General features: G+C 72.7%; 18 protein-coding genes. 11 read left to right on the top strand and 7 right to left on the bottom strand.

Features of this window, described 5'->3' with window-relative positions:
- Positions 1 to 20: 20 nt before the first annotated feature.
- The 4 genes from AOK01_RS10680 (at position 21) to AOK01_RS10665 (ending at position 3,868) form a co-directional block, all read left to right on the top strand.
- Positions 21 to 920 (top strand): helix-turn-helix domain-containing protein, encoded by a 900-nt coding sequence (locus AOK01_RS10680; RefSeq protein WP_055510780.1) that lies wholly within the window; start codon positions 21 to 23, stop codon positions 918 to 920.
- Between the two features lie 178 nt (positions 921 to 1,098).
- Positions 1,099 to 2,076 (top strand): SMP-30/gluconolactonase/LRE family protein, encoded by a 978-nt coding sequence (locus AOK01_RS10675; RefSeq protein WP_055510703.1) that lies wholly within the window; start codon positions 1,099 to 1,101, stop codon positions 2,074 to 2,076.
- Positions 2,077 to 2,175: 99 nt separating this feature from the next.
- The gene (locus AOK01_RS10670; RefSeq protein WP_245702199.1) at positions 2,176 to 2,799 is read left to right on the top strand and encodes an ester cyclase; all 624 of its coding nucleotides are present in this window, start codon (positions 2,176 to 2,178) and stop codon (positions 2,797 to 2,799) included.
- Between the two features lie 88 nt (positions 2,800 to 2,887).
- On the top strand, positions 2,888 to 3,868 hold the full coding sequence (locus AOK01_RS10665; protein WP_055510702.1) for an NADPH:quinone reductase: 981 nt from the start codon (positions 2,888 to 2,890) through the stop codon (positions 3,866 to 3,868).
- Positions 3,869 to 3,914: 46 nt separating this feature from the next.
- Here AOK01_RS10665 and AOK01_RS10660 read toward each other — a convergent pair whose 3' ends face one another.
- Positions 3,915 to 5,633, bottom strand: a complete 1,719-nt coding sequence (locus tag AOK01_RS10660; RefSeq protein ID WP_055510701.1) for a PucR family transcriptional regulator — start codon at positions 5,631 to 5,633, stop codon at positions 3,915 to 3,917.
- A 236-nt stretch (positions 5,634 to 5,869) separates the two neighbouring features.
- Between AOK01_RS10660 and AOK01_RS10655 the strand changes: the two genes are divergently transcribed.
- The 3 genes from AOK01_RS10655 to AOK01_RS10645 all read left to right on the top strand — a co-directional run bounded on the left by AOK01_RS10655 (position 5,870) and on the right by AOK01_RS10645 (position 9,318).
- Positions 5,870 to 7,141 (top strand): aspartate aminotransferase family protein, encoded by a 1,272-nt coding sequence (locus AOK01_RS10655; RefSeq protein WP_055510700.1) that lies wholly within the window; start codon positions 5,870 to 5,872, stop codon positions 7,139 to 7,141.
- Between the two features lie 78 nt (positions 7,142 to 7,219).
- Complete coding sequence (locus AOK01_RS10650; protein WP_055510699.1) at positions 7,220 to 8,659, top strand: NAD-dependent succinate-semialdehyde dehydrogenase; 1,440 nt, start codon at positions 7,220 to 7,222, stop codon at positions 8,657 to 8,659.
- Positions 8,660 to 8,856: 197 nt separating this feature from the next.
- A complete protein-coding gene (locus AOK01_RS10645; protein ID WP_055510698.1) occupies positions 8,857 to 9,318 on the top strand; it encodes a DUF5990 family protein in 462 nt (153 codons plus the stop codon).
- 46 nt (positions 9,319 to 9,364) lie between these two features.
- On the opposite strand, the gene AOK01_RS10640 is transcribed toward AOK01_RS10645, so the two are convergent.
- Both AOK01_RS10640 and AOK01_RS10635 read right to left on the bottom strand, forming a co-directional pair.
- The gene (locus tag AOK01_RS10640) at positions 9,365 to 10,870 is read right to left on the bottom strand and encodes a hypothetical protein (protein ID WP_055510697.1); all 1,506 of its coding nucleotides are present in this window, start codon (positions 10,868 to 10,870) and stop codon (positions 9,365 to 9,367) included.
- A 141-nt stretch (positions 10,871 to 11,011) separates the two neighbouring features.
- Entirely contained in the window at positions 11,012 to 11,878 is an 867-nt protein-coding gene (locus tag AOK01_RS10635) for a class I SAM-dependent methyltransferase (RefSeq protein WP_055510778.1), read from the bottom strand.
- A 96-nt stretch (positions 11,879 to 11,974) separates the two neighbouring features.
- Between AOK01_RS10635 and AOK01_RS10630 the strand changes: the two genes are divergently transcribed.
- Entirely contained in the window at positions 11,975 to 12,406 is a 432-nt protein-coding gene (locus tag AOK01_RS10630) for a helix-turn-helix domain-containing protein (protein ID WP_055510696.1), read from the top strand.
- Positions 12,407 to 12,627: 221 nt separating this feature from the next.
- Here AOK01_RS10630 and AOK01_RS10625 read toward each other — a convergent pair whose 3' ends face one another.
- A complete protein-coding gene (locus AOK01_RS10625) occupies positions 12,628 to 14,097 on the bottom strand; it encodes a hypothetical protein (RefSeq protein ID WP_425424731.1) in 1,470 nt (489 codons plus the stop codon).
- A 112-nt stretch (positions 14,098 to 14,209) separates the two neighbouring features.
- On the opposite strand from AOK01_RS10625, the gene AOK01_RS10620 reads away from it, so the two are divergent.
- Positions 14,210 to 15,505 carry a molybdopterin-dependent oxidoreductase gene (locus AOK01_RS10620; RefSeq protein ID WP_055510695.1) on the top strand — a complete coding sequence of 432 codons (1,296 nt, stop codon included), beginning with the start codon at positions 14,210 to 14,212 and terminating at the stop codon, positions 15,503 to 15,505.
- A gap of 388 nt (positions 15,506 to 15,893) precedes the next feature.
- Here AOK01_RS10620 and AOK01_RS10615 read toward each other — a convergent pair whose 3' ends face one another.
- Genes AOK01_RS10615 through AOK01_RS10605 form a run of 3 tightly spaced genes read right to left on the bottom strand, consistent with a single transcriptional unit; the run spans position 15,894 to position 18,090 of the window.
- Entirely contained in the window at positions 15,894 to 16,703 is an 810-nt protein-coding gene (locus AOK01_RS10615) for a class I SAM-dependent methyltransferase (protein ID WP_055510694.1), read from the bottom strand.
- An 8-nt stretch (positions 16,704 to 16,711) separates the two neighbouring features.
- Entirely contained in the window at positions 16,712 to 17,338 is a 627-nt protein-coding gene (locus tag AOK01_RS10610) for a TIGR04282 family arsenosugar biosynthesis glycosyltransferase (protein ID WP_055510693.1), read from the bottom strand.
- Complete coding sequence (locus tag AOK01_RS10605) at positions 17,335 to 18,090, bottom strand: glycosyltransferase family 2 protein (protein ID WP_169800116.1); 756 nt, start codon at positions 18,088 to 18,090, stop codon at positions 17,335 to 17,337. Before AOK01_RS10605 ends, AOK01_RS10610 begins: the two co-directional genes overlap by 4 nt.
- A 103-nt stretch (positions 18,091 to 18,193) precedes the next feature.
- Between AOK01_RS10605 and AOK01_RS10600 the strand changes: the two genes are divergently transcribed.
- Both AOK01_RS10600 and AOK01_RS10595 read left to right on the top strand, forming a co-directional pair.
- The gene (locus AOK01_RS10600; RefSeq protein ID WP_245702198.1) at positions 18,194 to 19,042 is read left to right on the top strand and encodes a response regulator transcription factor; all 849 of its coding nucleotides are present in this window, start codon (positions 18,194 to 18,196) and stop codon (positions 19,040 to 19,042) included.
- Entirely contained in the window at positions 19,035 to 20,147 is a 1,113-nt protein-coding gene (locus AOK01_RS10595; protein WP_055510692.1) for a sensor histidine kinase, read from the top strand. The genes AOK01_RS10600 and AOK01_RS10595 overlap by 8 nt, the downstream gene beginning before the upstream one ends.
- Positions 20,148 to 20,187: the final 40 nt, after the last annotated feature.

Genomic DNA, 20,187 nt, shown 5'->3' with positions numbered 1-20,187 from the left:
CGGTGCGCATACTCGGTGTCATGAACAAGCACGGGCCACTCGCCGAGTTCCTCCAGGCACGCCGCAGCCAACTGCGGCCCGAGGACGTGGGTTTGCGGACCTACGGCGAGCGGCGCCGCGTACCGGGGCTGCGGCGCGAGGAACTCGCGATGCTCGCGGGCATCAGCGCCCCCTACTACACCCGCCTGGAGCAGGGCCAGTCACGCAACGCCTCGCCCGAGGTGCTCGACGCCGTGGCGAGCGCCCTGCGACTGGACGACTCCGAGCGCGCCCATCTGCACACCCTGGCCACGGCGCCGAGACGCGGCAGAGCCGGCACCCGGCCGCGTACCGAGCGCGTCACCGCGGCGACGAGCGCCCTGCTGGCAGCCGTCGAGGGCACCCCCGCCCTCGCCCTCGGCCGCCGCAGCGACGTCCTGGCCTGGAACCGGCCGGGGCACAGCCTGTTCGCCGGTCATCTCGACCCGGACAGCCCCGACGACCCGGCCCGGCGGCCGAACATGGCCAAGCTGGTGTTCCTGGACGCGCACACCCGCGACCTCTACACCGACTGGCCCGCCAAGGCCAGGGCCGTCGTGGGCAATCTGCGGCTGACGGCCGGCCGGTACCCGGACGATCCGTCGCTGGCCGCACTGATCGGCGAACTGACCATGAACAGCCGGGAGTTCAGCGCGATGTGGGCCGACCACCGGGTGCTGGCCTGCGATGTCGCCGACTACGAGATGCGCCATCCCCTGGTGGGGACGCTGACCGTCACGCAGCAGACACTGCAGAGCCCGCAGGGTGGCGGACCGTCCCTGGTGGTGGCCACCGCAGAGGCCGGTTCCCCCTCCGCGGCGGCCCTGGCCCTGCTTGACCACGCCACCACGCCGCGCGAGACGGCCCGGCCGCACCCCGGCGCCGAGACCCGCACCATCTGAGCCAAGATCCGCACCGCCTGACCCAAGACCCGTAAACGTCTGACCCGAGCGCCTCCGTGGACCGAGGGCACCCGGCGCGTACGTATGCGCCGCGCCCTCGCGCCCTCTCACCGAGGCGCCCCCTCGACCACGACAGCCGCGCCGCGGCTGCCGTATGCCCGAAAGCAGAGAAGGAACCATGTCAAAGCGACGCATCAGCACCACCATGGCGGCCGTCGCGGTGGCCGCGGCCGCCGCCCTCGCCTCGGCCGTACCGGCCGGCGCGACGTCCGTCAGGGAGCCACTGACCGATGTGCGGATCGCCGCCCACTTCGACCTGTCCTCGAAACAACTTCCTGAGAACATCGCCCTGTTGCCCGACGGCACCGCGGCCGTCACCCTCGCCGGGAGCCGTCAGGTGGCCCAGGTGAGCCCTAGGGGCACGACCCGCGTCCTGGCCACGCTGCCCGCCCCCGCCGACGGCGGAGTGAACACACCGGCCCTGGGCTTCCCCCTGACCACCGGCCTCGTCCGCGCCCCGGACGGCACCCTGTACGTGCTGTACGCGACCGGCACCGCCGACCTGACCGGGCTGTGGCGGCTGCGCCCCGGGCAGGCACCGCAGCGCATCGCCGCACTGCCCGCGGACGGTCTGCCCAACGGGCTGGCGCTGGACGGCAGCGGCAAGCGGCTCTACATCACCGACTCGGCGCTCGGCACGGTGTGGACCGTCCCCGTCACCGGCGGCACACCCACTGCATGGTCCACCGCCCCCGAACTAGCCCCGACCAGCGGCTTCATCGGAGCCAACGGAGCCAAGGTGCACGACGGCGCGCTCTGGGTGACCAACCTCGACCAGGGCACCCTCGTACGCATTCCGATCCGCTCCGGAAACCGCGCGGGCACACCCCAGGTCAAGGCGTCGGGCCTGCCCGGCATCGACGACTTCACCTTCACCGGCCGCGGTGACGGCGTCCTCGCCGCGCTCAACGGCCCCAACACGGTCGTCCACATCCGCCCCGACGGCACTCGGACCACCGTCCTGGACGCCGCCGACGGACTGCAGAACCCCACGTCCGTCGCGCTGCGCGGCAAGGAGGTGTACGTGCCGAGCGCCGCCTACACCACGGCCACCGACCCCAACCTGCTGCGCGCCCGCGTCCGCGGCCACCTGTAGAGCAGAGTCGAAGCTAACTAATCGAAAGCGCTATATGTAGCATTGCGCTTTCGTTTAGTTAGTGCAAGGCTGGCGGGGTTCTCACGAAAGGGGTGCATCGTGGACCGTCGTTCACTACTCACCAAGGGCGGCACCGCCGCGTTCGGAGCACTTGCGCTGGCCGCCGTCGCCGACGGCACCGCGCTCGCCGGAACGGCCGAGGCGCACACCGGGGGTCACCCATGGGCCGGGCCACTGCCCGATCCGGCCACCACGCCGGTGCCGGACCCGCCGTTCCCGAAGAACCTCACCGGCGAGGAGCGCCGCAACCTCAAAGCCTTCGACGAGCTGGACTTCGAGGTGTTCTCCCATGCCGACTGGTCGAGGCTCGGGGAGAGCCATGCCCGCAACATCCGCGTGCACTGGCCCGACGGCCACTACACCGACGGCATCGACCAGCACATCGCCGACCTGGCGGCGATGTTCGTCTGGGCGCCCGACACCCGCATCGAGTCGCACCATCTGCGGGTCGCGACGGGCGGGCTCACGGCCGTCGCCGGCGTGATGCGGGGCACCTTCAGCCGGCCGATGCCCGACGGCAAGGGGGGATTCGTCGCACCCACGGGGAAGGCGTACGCCATCAGCATGGCGACCATCGGCCTGTGGAACTCCCGCGGTGTGATGGACGAGGAGTTCCTGTTCTGGGACAACCAGACCTTCTACCAGCAGATCGGCCTGGTCTGAGCGCCCCGACGGCGTAGAGCATCGAACCGAGCCCTCGGCGCCGGCCCCGCCGGTGCCGGGGGCTCCCGACAGTCACGGAGACACGTCCATGTTCGCGTCCTGGTACGAACGACAGGGCCCGGCCGCCGGCGTCCTGCGCGTCGGCGAAGTGCCCGACCCGGAACCCGGACCGGGCGAGGTCCGCGTCCGGGTGACCGTCTCCGGCGTCAATCCCGGCGACACCAAGAAGCGGCGCGGCTGGCTCGGTTCGTCCATGCCCTATCCGCGGGTGATCCCCCACAGTGACGCCGCCGGGGTCGTCGACGCCGTCGGCAGCGGCGTCGACGACCGCAGGGTGGGGCAGCGGGTGTGGGTCCACGGCGCCCAGTCCTACCGGCCCTTCGGCACCGCCGCCCAGTTCACGGTCGTCCCGGACCAGCAGGCCGTCCCGCTTCCCGACCACCTCGACGACGAACTCGGGGCGAGCCTCGGGATTCCCGGCATCACGGCCCACCGCGCGGTGTTCGCGGACGGCCCGGTCGCCGGCCGGTTCCTCCTGGTGCACGGTGTGCTCGGCGGTGTCGGTTCACTGGCCGCCCAGCTCGCCCGCTGGGGCGGGGCCACGGTCATCGGCACCGTGCGCCGCTCCGCGGACCTGGGGCGCGTCGATCCCGCGGCCGTCTCCCACACGGTCGCCCTGGACACGCCGGACCCGGCGTCGGAGATCCGCGCACACGCGCCGGACGGTGTGCACCGCGTCATCGAGGTGTCCCTGTCGGCCAACGCCGACCTCGACAACGCCGTCACCGCGCTCGACGCCGTCATCGCCGCCTACGGAACGGCCGCCGAACGCACCGAACTCCCCTTCTGGCCCCTGCTGTTCAACAACGTCACGCTGCGCCTGCTCGGCAGCGACGACTTCCCGGCCGACGCCAAGCGGCAGGCGGCCCAGGACCTCACCGCCGCGGCTGCCGTCGGCGCCCTCACCGTCGCCGTCGGCCACCGCTACCCGCTCCAGGACATCGCCGAGGCCCATGAACGGGTCGACGCGGGCGGGCGCGGCCGGGTGCTGGTGACCGTCCCCGACTGACCCCGCGCCCACCGGTGAGCCCCCGGGCGAGGGTCCCGAGGCGTGGTCAGGTCGCCCCGCCGCCGTCTCGCATGACGTCGACCGCCATGAGTGCCACGTGCAGTTCGGTGCGTCGTTCGCCGGATTCGAGGTCGCAGTCGAGCAGCCGCTCGATGGTGCGCAGCCGCTGGTAGACGGTCTCCCGGGACAACCCGCCGAGCCGGGCGGCGGTCGTCTTGTTGCCTGCCGCGTCCAGGTAGTGGCGCAGGACCGTCAGGAGATCGGTGCCGTGCCGGGTGTCGTGGCCGATGAGACGGCCGAGCTGCCGTTCGGTGTAGTCCTGGACACGCGTGTCCTCGTGCACCGCGTACAGGAGGCGGCGCAGGCCGATGTCGGACAGCTCGTGGTACGACCGGCCCGCGGGGAGGGGCTGGCCGGGGCGGGTGGCTTCGGCGACGCGGGCCGCCTCGCGGAAGGAGCGGGCGGCATGGGCGAGGGCCGTGACCCCGGACCCGGTGCACACGACAGCGTGCGGGTCCGCTTCCAGCGCCGTGCGGCTCAGTCGCTCGACCGCGGGCCGCCAGGGCCGGCCGGGGCGCAGGGCGAGCAGGACGCCGAGCCGGGCGGGCGCCAGCGTGCCGACCAGCGCGGGAACACCGGCCGTCCTGAACTCCTGGGACAGGCGGGTCTCCAGGCCGGTCTCGCCGTCGACCGCCCCGGTGTCCACCAGGACCGCGAGAAACACATGGTCCTCGGTGGGCAGGCCCAGCGCGGCGAGGCGCGCGCGGGCGTCCGCGGGGGAGGGGTGGCGCTGCTCGGCGAGGTCGCGCAGGGCGCTTCGGTGCGCCGTGCGCTCCCAGGGCGTGGCGTGGATGAGGCGGGCGATCGTGAGGGCCATCGCCGTTCGCTCCAGGACGGTGACGTCCTCCGGCACGAACGCCGCCGGGACGTGGCCCGCCGGGACGACGGGGGCAGATGCGGTGGTGGAGACCGGCATCCCGGCCGGTGGCGGGAGCATGGCCACGCGCCCCCAGCGTTCGCCCTGGTACTCCACGGGCGCCACGAGCCAGCCCTCCGGGCCGCCCACCTCCGTGTGGTCGCCGACGGGCGTCGCCCTGGAGCGCCGTTCCCAGCCGGTCAGCGCCTCGTCCACCGTGCTGCCGGACGGTTCGCAGATCAGCGCCTGGTGCACCAGGTTCTCCAGGACGACCGTGTGCCCGCTCATCTCCGCCGCCGCGCGTACGACGTCCTCGGGCCCCGCGCCGCGCAGCGTCAGGGCGGTGAACGCCTCGTGGACGCGCTGGGTCCGGCGCACGGCAGCCGCCTGGTTGCCGAGGATGAGGGTGTGGACGACCTGGGTGACCTCCAGGAAGTTGACGTCCTCGGCCAGGGTGACGAGAGGCAGGCCCCGGGTCCGGCACGCCTGGACGAGCGGTCCTGGTGGGCGGTGATAGCGCCGTACGAGTTCGATGACCAGGGCCGCCGCTCCGACCTCGGCGAGTTCGTCGACGTAACGGCGCACGCCCGCGGGGTCCTCGGGCAGGGGCACGCCGGTGGTCAGGACGAGTTCGCCGCCCTTGAGGAAGGAGGCGGGGTCCGTCAGTTCGGTGACGTGGACCCAGCGGACCGGCCGGTCGAGACGGGCCGCCCCGGCGACCACCTCCGGCCGCCCCGCGACCAGGACGGGCAGGGCCAGGACGTCGGCGACGGTGAGCGCGCGGCCCGCGGGTGCGGTCCCCGGCTCCGCGTCCTCGGGCGTCCGGGGCGTTGCGGCGTACTCGTTCATGGTGCGTCCCTGCCCGCCCGGACACGGTGACACGCCGGTTGGCACATTGTCCGAACCCCGCCGCCCCGTCGGACAGATCACGCGTTGTCGGCCGCGGTCCTGGTCGGGATGCTCGGAATGCCGGATTATCGGAGGACCGGGACGCCCGCGGAGACCGGGGTGTCGGGACGCCGGAGCCGACGACAACGTATGAACGTGTGTCGGAGCAGACGACAACGCACGGCCGGGAGACGAACATGACCGCACTGTCGCCGCATCTTCGCCAGGCCACCCCCGTGGTGGCGGTCCGGGGCGAGGGCGTCCACCTCTTCGGTGAGGACGGCCGCCGCTACCTGGACTTCACCGCCGGCATCGGCGTCACCAGCACCGGACACTGCCACCCGAGGGTGGTCGAAGCCGCCCAGGAGCAGGTGGGCACGCTGATCCACGGCCAGTACACGACGGTCATGCACCAGCCGCTGCAAAAACTCGTCGGCAAACTCGGCGAGGTGCTGCCCGCCGGCCTCGACAGCCTGTTCTTCACCAACTCCGGCAGCGAGGCGGTGGAGGCCGCGCTGCGGCTGGCCCGGCAGGCCACCGGCCGCCCGAACGTACTGGTCTGCCACGGCGGATTCCACGGCAGGACCGTGGCCGCCGCCGCCATGACGACGTCCGGCACCCGCTTCCGTTCCGGCTTCTCACCGCTGATGAGCGGCGTCGTCGTCACCCCGTTCCCGACGGCGTACCGGTACGGCTGGGACGAGGAGACCGCCACCCGCTTCGCCCTCCAGGAGCTCGACTACACGCTCCAGACGATCTCCTCGCCCGCCGACACGGCCGCGGTCATCGTCGAGCCGGTGCTCGGCGAGGGCGGCTACGTACCCGCGACCCGCACCTTCCTGGAGGGGCTGCGGGAACGGGCCGACCGCCACGGATTCCTGCTGATCCTGGACGAGGTGCAGACGGGCGTGGGCCGTACCGGCCGGTTCTGGGGACACGACCACTTCGGCGTCACACCCGACGTCCTCGTCACCGCCAAGGGGCTGGCCAGCGGGTTCCCGCTGTCCGGCATCGCCGCCTCCGAGGAGCTGATGACCAAGGCGTGGCCCGGCTCGCAAGGAGGCACCTACGGCGCCAACGCGGTGGCCTGCGCCGCGGCCTGCGCCACCCTCGACGTCGTACGCGACGAGAAGCTCGTCGAGAACGCCGAGGCGATGGGGGCACGGCTGCGCCGGGGCCTGGCAGCGGTGGCCGACCGGACGCCGGCCATCGGGGACGTACGCGGCCTCGGGCTGATGCTGGCCAGCGAGTTCGTCGACGCGGACGGCGGCCCCGACCCGGAGACCGCCGCCCGCGTCCAGCGGGCCGCCGTCGACGAGGGTCTGCTCCTGCTGCTGTGCGGGGCCTGGAACCAGGTCGTGCGCATGATTCCGGCGCTCGTGATCGACGAGCCGGCGGTGGACGAGGGCCTCCGGGCATGGGCGGCGGCGGTGGAGGCCGGCACATCGGCGGCCTCGGCGGACCGATGACGCACCCGCTCCCGCCGGCGCCCGTGCCCGCACGGTCGCCCGGTTCGACCCCGCCGCCGATCAACCAGGAGTGACACCATGACCGACACACCGACCCGGTTGTTCATCGGTGGCGCCTGGGTGGACGCCGCGGACGGCGCCACCATGCCCGTCGACGATCCGGCGACCGGGGAGATCCTCTGCCAGGTCGCCGACGCGGGCCTCAAGGAAGCCAAGCTCGCGGAGGACGCGGCCGTACGGGCACAGCAGGCGTGGGCCCGTACGGCGCCCCGGGCCCGCAGCGAGATCCTGCGCCGCGCCCATGAGATCGTCCTCGAACGGACCGACGAACTCGCCCGTCTGATGACCTCCGAGATGGGCAAGCCGCTCGCCGAGGCCAGGGGAGAGGTGGCGTACGCCGCCGAGTTCTTCCGGTGGTTCTCCGAGGAGGCCGTACGAATCGACGGGGGTTACGGCACGCTGCCCGACGGGCGCAACCGCATGCTGCTCTCCCGCCGCCCGGTCGGCCCGTGCCTGCTCATCACGCCGTGGAACTTCCCGCTCGCCATGGGCGCCCGCAAGATCGGCCCGGCGGTCGCGGCCGGCTGCACGATGGTGCTCAAGCCGGCCCCGCAGACACCACTGTCCAGCCTCGCCCTGGCGGCGATCCTCAAGGAGGCCGGGCTGCCGGACGGCGTCCTGAACGTCGTCACCACCTCGCGCGCCCAAGAGGTCTGCGAACCCCTGCTGCGCGGCGGGCGCATCCGCAAACTGTCCTTCACCGGCTCCACGCAGGTCGGGCGGCTGCTGCTCGCGCAGTGCGCCGACGCTGTGGTCCGCACCTCGATGGAGCTGGGCGGCAACGCGCCCTTCATCGTCTTCGACGACGCCGACCTGGAGACGGCCGTCGACGGCGCGATGACCGCCAAGATGCGCAACATGGGGGAGGCGTGCACCGCCGCCAACCGCTTCTTCGTGCACCGGTCGGTGGCGGAGGAGTTCGGGCAGCGGCTCGCCCGCCGGATGGGTTCGCTCGTCGTGGGTCCCGGCACCCGGGACGGAGTCGACGTGGGCCCGCTGATCGACGCCGAGGGCCGCGCCAAGGTCGAGGACCTCGTCGCCGACGCGGTAGGGCGCGGCGCCCGGGTACTCGTCGGCGGCCGTACGCCCGAGGGCCCGGGGTGCTTCTACCCGCCGACCGTGCTCGCCGATGTCGACGCGGGCAGCCGTCTGATGGACACGGAGATCTTCGGCCCGGTGGCCGCGATCCTCACCTTCGACGACGAGGACGAGGTCGTCCGCCGCGCCAACGACACCCCCTGGGGGCTCGTCGGCTACGTCTTCACCGAGGGCCTGAACCGCGCCCTCCGTGTCAGCGAACGCCTGGAGGTGGGCATGGTCGGCCTCAACACCGGCCTCGTCTCGAACCCGGCGGCCCCCTTCGGCGGCGTCAAACAGTCCGGCCTCGGCCGCGAGGGAGGCCGAGTGGGAATCGACGAGTTCCTGGACTACCAGTACCTGGCAATCCCAGCGACCTGACACAGAGCGCTCCAAGGGGGCCGCGCCCCGAAGCGGGCGCGCCCCCGAAGGGGCGCGGGGAACTGCGCGACAAGCCACGACGCTCCCGCAGCTCCCCACTCACCTTGCGCCCCCCGGCCCTCCGGGCCCCCGGGCCCCGGGCCCGGCCAAGCCGTACCGGGTCATCATGCCGCCGTGCCCGGCGGCATGATGACCCCATGCGCATCCGTATCGACGCCGTCGACCTGCCCGGTCCGACCCACACCGCAAGCAACGGTACGAAGGAGTACCGCAACCTCCACGTCGCCGTACAACGCCGCGACCGCCCGGGCGAGTTGCTCGAACCCCACCCGGGGGACGCCAAGTCCGCGACCTGGACCCTGGAGTGCACCGCGACGGTGACGCCGGCCGGCACCGACGTGCAGGGCCCCTACGTACAGGACCGGCTGGGCCGGCGGTTCGTCTATCTGTCCTGGGGCACGGTCGACGAGGCGGGTGTCTTCACGATGTTCCGCCGCGCCAAGCTCATGCTCGACATGGTCCCCGCCGAAGTGCTCGCAGAGGCCGCCCGCACGGGCCTTCTGGTGGCACGCCTCGGGCTGACCGACGCGCAGGGCGGCCCGCTGTGCGCACGGATCGTACCGCCGCACGTCACCTGGACCGCCGAACGCGACACCTGAGCGAGCGCCGCCCGCCCTTACCTCTGCTACCTCTGCTTGCCCACTCCTACGAGGTCTCGGCTCCGAAGCCCGTCGTCGCGAAGGACGCCCGATCGCGGGAGGTGGTGCCGTCGGTGATCCACCAGTGCGTGGGGTTCTCGCCGTAGAGGCCGAATACCGTGCCGGACGCCCAGTTGAGGACCAGTTCGTCCTTGCCGTCGCCGTCGAAGTCCGCGGCGCCGGCGGGCCGGGCGTGCCGCCACTTCGCGGGCGTCTTCTTGCCGTCCGCCTTCGCGGGCCCCTGGCGCAGTACGGCGGTGCGCCGGTCGCCGTCGATGAGCGTGGCCCCCTCGTACGTGGCGACGAGGACGCCGTCGCGGCCGTCGCCGTCCGGATCGGCCGCGGCGAAACCACCGGGCCCGTAGTAGGTGCTCACCTTCTTGGGCACCTCGGGCAGTCGGTGCGTGACAGGGGCGTCACCGCTGCCCGGGTACACCGCGAGCGATCCGTTCACCTCGGGTGCCTCGGTGTCGGAGCCCGGTTCGTCGTTGCGGCTGCGGTCGTCTCCGATGGCCACATCACGCTGTCCGTCACCGTCGAAGTCACCGAACGCGTGCGCGTTGCCGAGCCTCAGCTCCTTTCCCTTCCCGGCGAGTGGGGTGCCGCGGCGGGCCGAGTAGAGGATGTTGCCGGCCTGCTCACCGTCGCTCAGGCCGTGGAGCAGCAGGGACGTCGCGCGTGGCGTGCCGGACGGATCGATGTCGTCCGCGACGAGGTCGCCCTCCTGCCATGGCAGGCCGGTATCGGTACGTGTCGGTGCGCCGGCCCGCGTGAAGGGGCCGTACAGCAGCACCAGGGACGACTGGTTGTACGCGAGCGCGGCGAGGTCGTGGTGCCCGTCGCCGTCGAAGTCTCCGCGTACGACCGACTGCACGCCCAGTTTCGTCACGCTCTGCGGCAGGCGCACCTCGGTCGCTTCGGACTTCGCCCCGGACTTGGTTCCGGACTTGGTTCCGGGTCCGGCAGGTCCGCCCCAGGTCACGTACGGGACGGTGCGCGAAGCGGTTATCTGCCCGCCGCTCGTGTCGTCGGTGGCGTCCTCGCCTGCGACGGAGTTGACGAAGTCAGGGAAGCCGTCGCCGTCCAGATCGGCGGTGACCAGCGCCTCCTCGGTGACACTGTCGGCCCCGGCCTGGCTCTGGGGGGATGCGGGCAGGCCCAGGTTCTGGCGCCCGTAGACCGTGCGTGTCGCGGGGTCGAGCCCCTTGGCCGATCCGTAGACCACGGCGACGCGTTGGTCACCGCCGGGGTCGTCCGGGTCGTCGCCGACGGACACCGGCACGACGAGGTCGGTGAACCCGTCTCCGTTGATGTCGTCGGGGTCCTTCGCCCCCTTCCCGGACACCGGTGCCCGGCTCTCCGTGGGCGCTCTGGGCACCCCGGAGGCCGAGGTCCCACCACCGGAAGGTGACGGCTTCCTGCCTGCCGTGTCGCTGCCGCATCCGGTGAGCGGGGCGAGTACGACACAGACGGCGGTGACAGCGATGGCGGGGAACGCGGTACGAGGTTTCATGCGCTTCAGCCTCACACTCCCCACCGGCTCGACTCCACCTCAACTCCGTTGGGCGGGACGACTGTTGCCCAGTTGTAGACCTCACTGGAACTACTCGTGACGTTCACGGCAGGGCCACGTGCCCGTGCCCGATGACGGGCCTTACGTGGCGGACGCGCGGGCGCCGACCGTCCAGCAGGCCGCGGTGAAGCGGACTTCCGCACCCCGCGTGTACGGGTCGAACGCGGCGCGGACCGTTTCGATGATGTGCGTACGGGTCCGCTCGTCCGCCTCGCGCAGGACCAGGCCGAGTGGACCGAGCCGGGTGAAGTAACGGACCAGCTCCCTCTCGGGCAGGGCGCAGGTCACGTCGACCGGCCGGATGTCGATCCCGGCCCAGCCGCTCTCCTCCAGGACGCGCCGGACCCGGTCCGCGTCCGCGAAGGCGAACTGCCCCGGCTCGTCGGGGCGCCGGGCGGGCATGTCCGGCATGAACGGTGCCGCGGCGCGTTCGGCCGTGGTCATGAACGGATTCTCCGCGGGGCCGCGCCAGGCGATGAACCTGAGCGCGGCGTCCTCGCGGGCGGCACGCCGCAGGTTGGTGAAGGCCTTGACGGAGTCATTGAAGAACATGACGCCGAATCGCGAGATCACCATGTCGAAGGTGGCGGGTTCGAAGGCGTGCTCCTGTGCGTCGGCGAGGACGAACGAGGCCCGGCTGCCCTCCTGCTCGGCCCGCACCCGGGCGTCCATGACCATCGGCTCGGACAGGTCGACACCGACGGAGCGCCCTTGCGTATCCGACCCCTGCGCGCCGAGTCGTCGCGCGACGGCCAGCGTCGTCGCGCCGGTGCCGCAGCCGACGTCGAGTACGTGCTGCGCGTGTTCGGTGACGACCGCGTCGACGAGAAGCTTCTCGAAAGGCTTGAACAACTCGTCGAGCACTGCCCGGGTATCGACCCAGGCCTGGCCGGCGGCCCCGTTCCAACGGGCCGTCTGCTCGGCTTCGTCCCTCTGCGTGATGTCCATGCTCATCCCCTGTACCTGCCTCGACGCTTGTCCCGTCCGGGTGGAGATGACACCGTGCTACTTAAAGTCGACTTGAGGTCAAGAGAATGACGGAAAATGACGGAACTGGACATCGCCGAGGTGGCACACCGCGCCGGGGTTCCCGCCTCGACCCTGCGGTTCTACGAGGAGAAGGGCCTGATCGGCCCGACCGGCAGACGGGGCCTGCGCCGCCAGTACGATCCCGGCGTGCTGGAACGCCTGGCGCTGATCGCGCTGGGGCGCACCGCAGGTTTCTCGCTCGACGAGATCGCGGGCATGTTCGCGCCGGACGGGCGGCCAGACCTCGACCGGCGGCTGCTGGCTGCCAGAGCGGACGAGCTGGACAGGAAGATCAAGGAGCTCGGCGCCCTGCGTGACTCGCTGCGGCACGCCGCGGCCTGTCCCGCGCCGAGCCACTCGGAATGTCCGACCTTTCGCCGCCTCGTCAGGGCCGCGGCGACCGGCGCCGTAGGAACGCCCCGGAAGAGAGCTCCACGGCCACAGTGAGAAGGGCCACGGTGAGATTCCGGCCGATCCGAGCGCACGCAACACCGGACCCGCCACTACGGGGGGAAGTGACGGGTCCGGCTGAGGTACAACCTGCCACACCCGCGTGTGAAACACGCGGTTCTTTGCCCGGGAGGGAAGCAAAAGAATGGTGATGGTCGTCCACATGCCAGGTGCGAGCGCCCTCCGGTCCGGAACGGGCGAGGCCGGAAAGAGCGTGGTCACCATCCCGTCAGCAGCAGGTGGTTGAGGAGCAGGGCGAGAACGGCCTGGGCGCCGAGCCAGGCCCGAGGGCGGGTGAGGAGCGCGCACGCCGGGAGCAGCCACATCGCGAAGGGCAGCCAGATGCGTTCGGTCTCGGCCTTGCTCATCCCGGACAGGTCGGCCACGAGCAGGGCGAGCAGGCCGCACAGGACGAGCAGGGCGAGCCGGGTCTCGGCGGCCGGCCCCCGGGACTCGGTGGCCGGATTCGGGTGGTGGGCCGTCGGGCCCGGGGAAGGGGCTGCCGGGCCCTGGGGCGTGCGGCGGGGCAGGAGGTCGTGGCGTCCCCGCCCGAGCGCGCCGCCGACCCGCCCGAGCCCCGCCGCGGTGGCGAGGCCGGTGATGAGAACCGTGCACGCGAGGTTCGCCCACACCCAGTAGCTGTAGGGCCGGATGCCGCCCGCGCCGTCGTAGTAGCGCTCGACCAGGAGGTGGTACGCCTCCCACCAGTTGAAGCCGGCGAGGGTGAACACCGCGGGGACGACGGCGGCGCCGGCGGCGAGGAAGGGCAGCGCCCGGACGCGGTTCCGCCCGAGGAACAGCACGCCCGCCCCGATCACCACGATGAGCGTAAGACCGTAACTGAGATAGCAGGTCAGGCCGAACAGCAGACCGGAGCCGAAGGCGATGCACCTGGTGCGGGTTCCTGTCGGCGCGGTCACGGCGAGCGCGAGCACCGCCAGGGACCAGGCGGCGACCGCGGCGAAGTACGCGTCGGCCGACGTACCCATCCACACCGCCGCCGGTGCGAGCGCCAGGAACGGTGCCGCGCGCCGCGCCAACTCCTCGCCTGCGAGCCTGCGCACGGTCACCAGGACGGCGACACAGGCGGTGGATCCGACGGTGATGCACCAGGCCCCGGCCCAGCCGCCGCCGCCAAGGCCGATCCGGTCGAGGAGGACGAAGGTGAGCGGAGCGGCGGGCGGATGCCCGGCCACATGGGCGGGCCAGGGGTCCGGCGAGCCGAGCAGGATGTGGTGGGTGAAGTCCCGCAGGGTGGCCGGGATGTCGTGGAAGCGGTCGATGACCTGGAGGTACTCGTAGCGGGTGGTGAGCCGGACGGCGACGCCCCGGTGCCATCCGTCGACCAGGGCGAGCGACCATGTCCAGGCCATGGCGGTGGCCCAGGCCGCGCCGAGCAGCGCGCGCCAGGGCAGGCGCGCCGCGAGGACGGGGCCGTACGCCACGACGGCGAGCGCGACCGCCACCGCGGCCGGAGTACCCGGGCCGACGTGCGGATTCCAGTTCGACCACAGGGGAGGCCACCCCACGTGGAGGGTGTGGTCGGTCTTCTCGATGTGGCGGCCGATCAGCGCGGCGGCGAGCACGAGGAGCACGGCGGCCGACGCCGCGGCGAGGTCGAGGAGCGGGGAGCGGGTTCCACGGGAACGCGGGCAGGGGACCGCACGGGAACGGAAGGAAGGGATCACACGAGAACGCTAGGGCGGCGGAAGCCGTCCCGGGCCGTCGGCCGCAGGACGTCAGCGTTTCGTCATGGGTCGCGGGCCCTGCCAGGGGCTTTTCCCGGCCTACGGTCGGGCCATGCGCGACCACGCCTCACGACTCCCCACTTCTCCCGGTTTCTGGCGCAGCCCGCTGCGCGGTCCCGGGTTCACGTCGGTTCTCGGCCTCGTCCTGCTCGTCGGCATCACCGTGCTGTTCCTGACGGGCCTGCTCTCGTACGCCGCCTACAACCCCGGTCTCTCACCGGTGAACGACAAGACCCCGGACAAGGGGATCCTCGGTTTCTACCTCTTCGACTGGCCCACAGGACCGCACTGGCTGTACCGCCTCACGCAGGGCGTCCACGTCACGCTCGGCGTCACCCTGATCCCCGTCCTGCTGGCCAAGCTGTGGTCGGTGGTGCCGAAGCTGTTCGCCCTGCCACCGGCCCGCTCGCTCGCCCACGCACTGGAGCGGCTCTCGCTCCTGCTGCTGGTCGGGGGCGCGCTGTTCGAGTTCGTGACCGGTGTGCTCAACGTCCAGCTCGACTACCTCTTCCCGGGCTCCTTCTACCCCCTGCACTTCTACGGTGCCTGGGTGTTCTTCGCCGCGTTCCTCGCCCATGCCGCCCTGAAGACACCGGCCGCCGTACGGAACGTACGCCGCATGCGGGAGGAACGGGAGGCGCCCGCGAGGGGACTGGAAGGGGCGGAAGAGATGGACGGGGCAGAAGAGGCAGGGGGCGAGCTGATCTCTCCGCGGCCGGATCCCGCGAGCGTCTCCCGGCGCGGGGCACTGTGGTTCGTCGGCGGTGGCTCCCTGCTGCTGTTCGGGACGACGGCGGGGCGCAGCTTCGACGGGCCGCTGCGGCGCACGGCCGTCCTCGCGCCGCACGGCGGAGCCGACCCGGGCAGCGGCCCGAACGGCTTCCAGATCAACAAGACGGCCGCCTACGCGGGCATCGGCGCCGCGGAGACGGACGAGGACGCGTGGCGGCTCGTCGTCACGGGACGGACGGGCACGGTCCGGCTGGGCAGGAGTGAGCTGCTTCAACTGCCCTCGCACAGTGCGGCGTTGCCCATAGCGTGCGTCGAGGGCTGGTCGACCTCGGACCAGTGGTGGCGGGGCGTACGGCTGCGTGACCTCGCGGCGCTCGTCGGGTTCGACGCCGACCCGCCGGACGTCTTCGTCGAGTCCCTGCAGCGGCACGGCGCCTTCCGCCACGCGGCGCTGCGCGCCAACCAGGTGGCGGACCCGCGCTCCCTGCTCGCCCTGGCGGTCAACGGTGAGGACCTGAGCCCGGACCACGGTTACCCGGCACGGATCGTCGTGCCCGCCGCGCCCGGTGTGCTGAACACGAAATGGGTGGCCCGTATGACGTTCGGAGACCTGTGATGAGGACGCTGCTGAGCAGGGCGAGGACATGGCGGGCGACGACACGGCCGGCGAGGACACGGCGGGCAGAGAAACGACGGGCGGGGCCGCGACGGGCGGCGGCCGTGGTGGGAAGTCCCCTGCAACTCCTGCTGCTGGCCTGCTCGTTCGCGCTCGCCGGGTACGCGGGTGTGCGGCTGCTCGCCGATGACCGGTTCGGCGTGGCCCTGTGGTTCGTGGGTGCGGCCGTGCTGCACGATCTGGTGCTGCTGCCGCTGTACGCGGTGGTGGACCGCGGGGTCGTCCGGGCGTTCGGCGCGGCCGGCCACCGGGAGCGGACGATGTACGTCCGGGTCCCGGCGGCGCTCTCCGCGCTGCTCCTGCTGGTCTGGTTCCCGCTGATCAGCGGTCAGGTGGACCGGCGGTACCGGATGGCGACCGGCTTGCCGGCCGACGGCTTCCTGGCCCGCTGGCTGCTGATCACAGCCGTTCTCTTCGCCGGTTCGGCGCTCCTCTTCGTGCTGCGACTGCTGCGGGTGCTGCGGCTGCGCAGGGCGACGAAGGACCGTCCGCCGGTCGTCCACTGATCGACCGTGCTCCAGCCCGTGCCCGCCGCGTACCGGATGAGGGCGCGGGTCCCGGTACGGGCCCAGGGGAACGGCGTGCCGAGGGCGCCGTGCGCGTCCGTGATGTGGACACGGACGCGCTCGTCGATGTCCATCGGCAGGGTCTCGACGATGAGCAGCCCGCCTTGGACCAGCAGGTCGGCCAGCCTGGTGAGGAGAGCGCGCGGATCGCCGCCGATGCCGACGTTGCCGTCGACGAGCAGCGCGGTGTTCCACCGGCCCTCGGCGGGCAGCGGCTCGAAGACGGAACGGTGCAGGGCCGGACCGCCCAGCCGAGTGGTCCGGCTGACGGCCGCCGCGCTGACGTCGATGCCGAGGACTCGCCGGCCCTGCCCGGCGAGTTCCGCGACGAGCCGCCCCGGGCCGCAGCCGATGTCGAGCACGGCACCCTCGCACCGGCCCAGGATCTCCAGGTCCACAGCGTCGGCGCGGGCGCACCAGCGCTCCACCTCCAACGGCAGCAGCCAGCCGTCGGCCCGGCGCAGGTAGAGAGGCCCGTGGCCGGTACGCAGCGCGCGGGTGTAGGGGTCGGCGCCGGCCCACGCGGGGTGGGCCGGCGGTGGGGCGAGGTCGTCGACGGTGGGTTCGCTCATGGGTCGGTTCATCGGCCGGCGACCGCCGTGAGCCGGGTGAGGCGGGCGGCGAAGCGGCTGTGGGGCACCGCCGCGGCCACCGCCTCGGCGTCGGCGGCCGTGTCGACGTCCCGCAGCCGCGGCAGGTCGCGCACACGCAGCCCGGCGCCGACGAGCCGCTCGCGCTGCACCGCTCCGGTGGTGGGCGTCGACATGGGGACGCCGCGCAGCAGCCGTGGATCGGGCTCGGCCAGTCCCAGGGCCCAGAAACCGCCGTCCTCGGCCGGGCCGAAGACGGCGTCGCAGCCGGTGAAGTCCTCGGCGAGCAGGGCGGGTGTCACCTGGGGCGTGTCCATGCCGATGAGCAGGGCCGGCCCGTCGCAGCCGGCGAAGGCCGCGGCCAGCCGTTCGTCGAGGCCGCCGCCGCACTGCGGTACGACATCGAAGCCGGGCGGCAGCCACGGTCCCGGCGCCCCCTCCAGGACGAGGACCCGGCGGGTGGCGGGCGTGGCGGCCACGGCGAGCAGGGTGTCGGTGAGCGCCGCCTCGGCCAGGGCGGCGGCCTCCGCCGGGGTGAAGGGCGGCGTGAGCCGGGTCTTGACCCGCCCCGGCCGCGGCTCCTTGGCGATGACGAGCAGCGTGATCGGCGTAGTCATCGGGGGATGCCTCCTCGGGTGGCGCCGTGGGCGGCGCCTTGCGTGACGTGGGGAGCGGGTTCGCCCAGCACTCGGCTCATGTCCCGTACGGCCTGCCAGGTGCCGCGCCAGGTGCCGGTCACCTTGGAGGCGCCCGTACGGGGCAGGTAGGGCACGTCGTGCTCGGCGATCCGCCAGCCCTCGTCGGCGGCGCGCACGACCATCTGGAGCGGGTAACCGCTGCGCCGGTCGGTCAGCCCGAGGTCCAGCAGGGGCTCGCGGCGGGCGGCACGCAGCGGACCGAGGTCGTGCAGCCGCAGCCCGGTGCGGCGGCGCAGCAGCCGGGCCAGCGCGAGGTTGCCCGCCCGGGCGTGGGCCGGCCAGGCGGACCGGCCCTTCGGCCGGCGCCTGCCCAGCACCAAGTCGGCCTCGCCGTCCCGCACTTGACGTACGAAGGGGACGAGGAGCGACGGATCGAGGGACGCGTCGCAGTCGCAGAAGCAGACGATGTCGGCGGTGGCGGCGGCGAGCCCCGCGTGGCAGGCGGCCCCGAATCCGCGGCGCGACTCGTGGACGACGCTCGCGCCGAGTGCGCGGGCGATGTCGGCCGAACCGTCGGTGGAGCCGTTGTCCACGACGAGGGCCCGCCAGCCGGGCGGAATCCGGGCGAGGACCCAGGGCAGGGCCTCGGCCTCGTTCAGGCACGGGAGGACCACGTCGACACAGGGAGGGTCGGCACAGGGAGAGGTGGGAGGGGTTGTCACGTCCTTCACCCTACGAAGACGAAATTCGCATATCGGGCATCGGCTCCTTACGAAACACGGACGTCCGGGTCCGGGGTCGGCACGGCCGACAGCGCGGTGCGAGGCTTGGCGCATGCACCAGCCGTACGAACCGACACAGGACCCCCTGACCGACTCCCGCTCGGCCGGGGGCGCCCGGGTCCTGGTGGTCGACGACGACCCCACCGTCGCCGAGGTCGTCTCCGGATACCTCGACCGCGCCGGCTACCGCGTCGACCGGGCGGGCGACGGCCCCGACGCGCTCGCCCACGCCGCCGCGCACTGGCCCGACCTCGTGGTCCTCGACCTGATGCTGCCCGGCATGGACGGCTTGGAGGTGTGCCGACGGCTGCGCGAGCGTGGACCGGTGCCCGTCATCATGCTCACCGCCCGGGGCGACGAGGACGACCGCATCATGGGCTTGGAGGTGGGTGCGGATGACTACGTCACCAAGCCGTTCAGCCCGCGCGAACTGGTGCTGCGGGTGGAGTCGGTACTGCGCCGCACCCGGCCCGCCGCCACGGCCCGCCCGCTGAGCGCGGCCGGTCTGACCGTCGACCCCGCCGCCCGTCGCGCCACCAAACACGGCGCCGAACTGGCCCTCACCTTGCGGGAGTTCGACCTGCTCTCCTTCCTCCTGCGGCACCCGGGCCGCGCGTTCGGCCGGGAGGACCTCATGCACGAGGTGTGGGGGTGGGACTTCGGAGACCTGTCGACCGTGACCGTCCACGTCCGGCGGCTGCGCGGCAAGGTCGAGGACGACCCGGCACGGCCCCGGCTGATCCAGACCGTATGGGGCGTCGGCTACCGCTTCGACCCCACCGGCGACGACGACCTGGATGCCACCGAGGCCGATCGCGGCCCGACCGATGCTGACGACGCGGACTCCACCGACGCGGACGCCGGTCAGGACCAGGACCAGGGAGGGGCCGGCCGTGAATGACATGACACTCATCGCCCTGTACGCCTTCGCCGGCGCCGCGGCGGCAGGGTTGGCCGGAGCGGGTGTGCTGCGCCTGACCCGGCACCGTTCGCTCACCGTGTCGCTCGCCGTGGTGGTCGCCGTGGCGGTGACCGCGATGTTCGCCGGGACGCTCGCCGTGGCGCAGGCGATGTTCCTGTCCGCGCACGACCTGAGCGTCGTCACCACGGTCGTCGCCATGGCGGCCGTCGTCTCCATGATCACCGCGCTGCTGCTCGGCCGGTGGGTCGTCGCCCGCAGCCACGAACTCGCCGTGGCCGCCCGGTCCTTCGGCGACGGCGGCGACTTCACCGCCCCCGACGCCCCCGCGACCGCCGAACTCGCCGCGGTCAGCCGCGAACTGGCGGCCACCAGCGCCAGACTCGCCGAGTCCCGGATGCGTGAGCGCGCCCTGGAGTCCTCCCGGCGCGAACTCGTCGCCTGGATCTCGCACGACCTGCGTACCCCGCTCGCCGGGCTCCGCGCGATGTCGGAGGCCCTGGAGGACGGCGTGGCCACCGACCCGCAGCGCTATCTGCGCCAGATCCGTACCGAGGTCGACCACCTCAACGACATGGTGGGCGACCTCTTCGAACTCTCCCGCATCCACGCCGGGGCGCTCGCGCTGTCCCTGTCCCGCATGTCGCTGTACGACCTGGTCGGCGACGCCCTCGCCGGCGCGGACCCGCTCGCCCGCCAGCACGGCGTACGGCTTGTGGGCGACCTCGTCGAGCCGGTGCCGGTCGAGGTGGACGGCAAGGAGATGAGCCGGGTACTGGGCAACCTCCTGGTCAACGCGATCCGGCGGACCCCGGCCGACGGCACGGTCGCGGTGTCCGCCGAACGCTCGGGCGACGGTGTCGTCCTGTCCGTCACCGACGGCTGCGGCGGCATTCCCGAACAGGACCTGCCGCGCGTCTTCGACACGGGCTGGCGAGGCTCCGACGCGCGGACGCCGCCGGCCGGGGCCGGCCTGGGGCTCGCCATCGTCCAGGGCATCGTCGAGGCCCACCAGGGACGCGCCACCGTGCACAACATCGCCGGCGGCTGCCGCTTCGAGGTGACCCTGCCGGCGGCCCGCGTCTGACGAGGGTCCCCAACTCACCGCTTGCGGCGGTCACTTGCTG

It is taken from the genome of Streptomyces aurantiacus (assembly GCF_001418335.1).
Lineage (GTDB): Bacteria > Actinomycetota > Actinomycetes > Streptomycetales > Streptomycetaceae > Streptomyces > Streptomyces aurantiacus.
The sequence above is the reverse complement of the archived record's forward strand: the minus strand, read 5'-3'. Positions and strand labels throughout refer to the sequence as shown.

What these genes read in the sequence shown, in the direction of transcription:
- AOK01_RS10680 (WP_055510780.1), top strand. Translation starts at nt 21, where the DNA reads ATGAACAAGCACGGGCCACTCGCCGAGTTCCTCCAGGCACGCCGCAGC.
- AOK01_RS10675 (WP_055510703.1), top strand. Translation starts at nt 1,099, where the DNA reads ATGTCAAAGCGACGCATCAGCACCACCATGGCGGCCGTCGCGGTGGCC.
- AOK01_RS10665 (WP_055510702.1), top strand. Translation starts at nt 2,888, where the DNA reads ATGTTCGCGTCCTGGTACGAACGACAGGGCCCGGCCGCCGGCGTCCTG.
- AOK01_RS10660 (WP_055510701.1), bottom strand. Translation starts at nt 5,633, where the DNA reads ATGAACGAGTACGCCGCAACGCCCCGGACGCCCGAGGACGCGGAGCCG.
- AOK01_RS10655 (WP_055510700.1), top strand. Translation starts at nt 5,870, where the DNA reads ATGACCGCACTGTCGCCGCATCTTCGCCAGGCCACCCCCGTGGTGGCG.
- AOK01_RS10650 (WP_055510699.1), top strand. Translation starts at nt 7,220, where the DNA reads ATGACCGACACACCGACCCGGTTGTTCATCGGTGGCGCCTGGGTGGAC.
- AOK01_RS10645 (WP_055510698.1), top strand. Translation starts at nt 8,857, where the DNA reads ATGCGCATCCGTATCGACGCCGTCGACCTGCCCGGTCCGACCCACACC.
- AOK01_RS10640 (WP_055510697.1), bottom strand. Translation starts at nt 10,870, where the DNA reads ATGAAACCTCGTACCGCGTTCCCCGCCATCGCTGTCACCGCCGTCTGT.
- AOK01_RS10635 (WP_055510778.1), bottom strand. Translation starts at nt 11,878, where the DNA reads ATGGACATCACGCAGAGGGACGAAGCCGAGCAGACGGCCCGTTGGAAC.
- AOK01_RS10630 (WP_055510696.1), top strand. Translation starts at nt 11,975, where the DNA reads ATGACGGAACTGGACATCGCCGAGGTGGCACACCGCGCCGGGGTTCCC.
- AOK01_RS10620 (WP_055510695.1), top strand. Translation starts at nt 14,210, where the DNA reads ATGCGCGACCACGCCTCACGACTCCCCACTTCTCCCGGTTTCTGGCGC.
- AOK01_RS10615 (WP_055510694.1), bottom strand. Translation starts at nt 16,703, where the DNA reads ATGAGCGAACCCACCGTCGACGACCTCGCCCCACCGCCGGCCCACCCC.
- AOK01_RS10610 (WP_055510693.1), bottom strand. Translation starts at nt 17,338, where the DNA reads ATGACTACGCCGATCACGCTGCTCGTCATCGCCAAGGAGCCGCGGCCG.
- AOK01_RS10600 (WP_245702198.1), top strand. Translation starts at nt 18,194, where the DNA reads ATGCACCAGCCGTACGAACCGACACAGGACCCCCTGACCGACTCCCGC.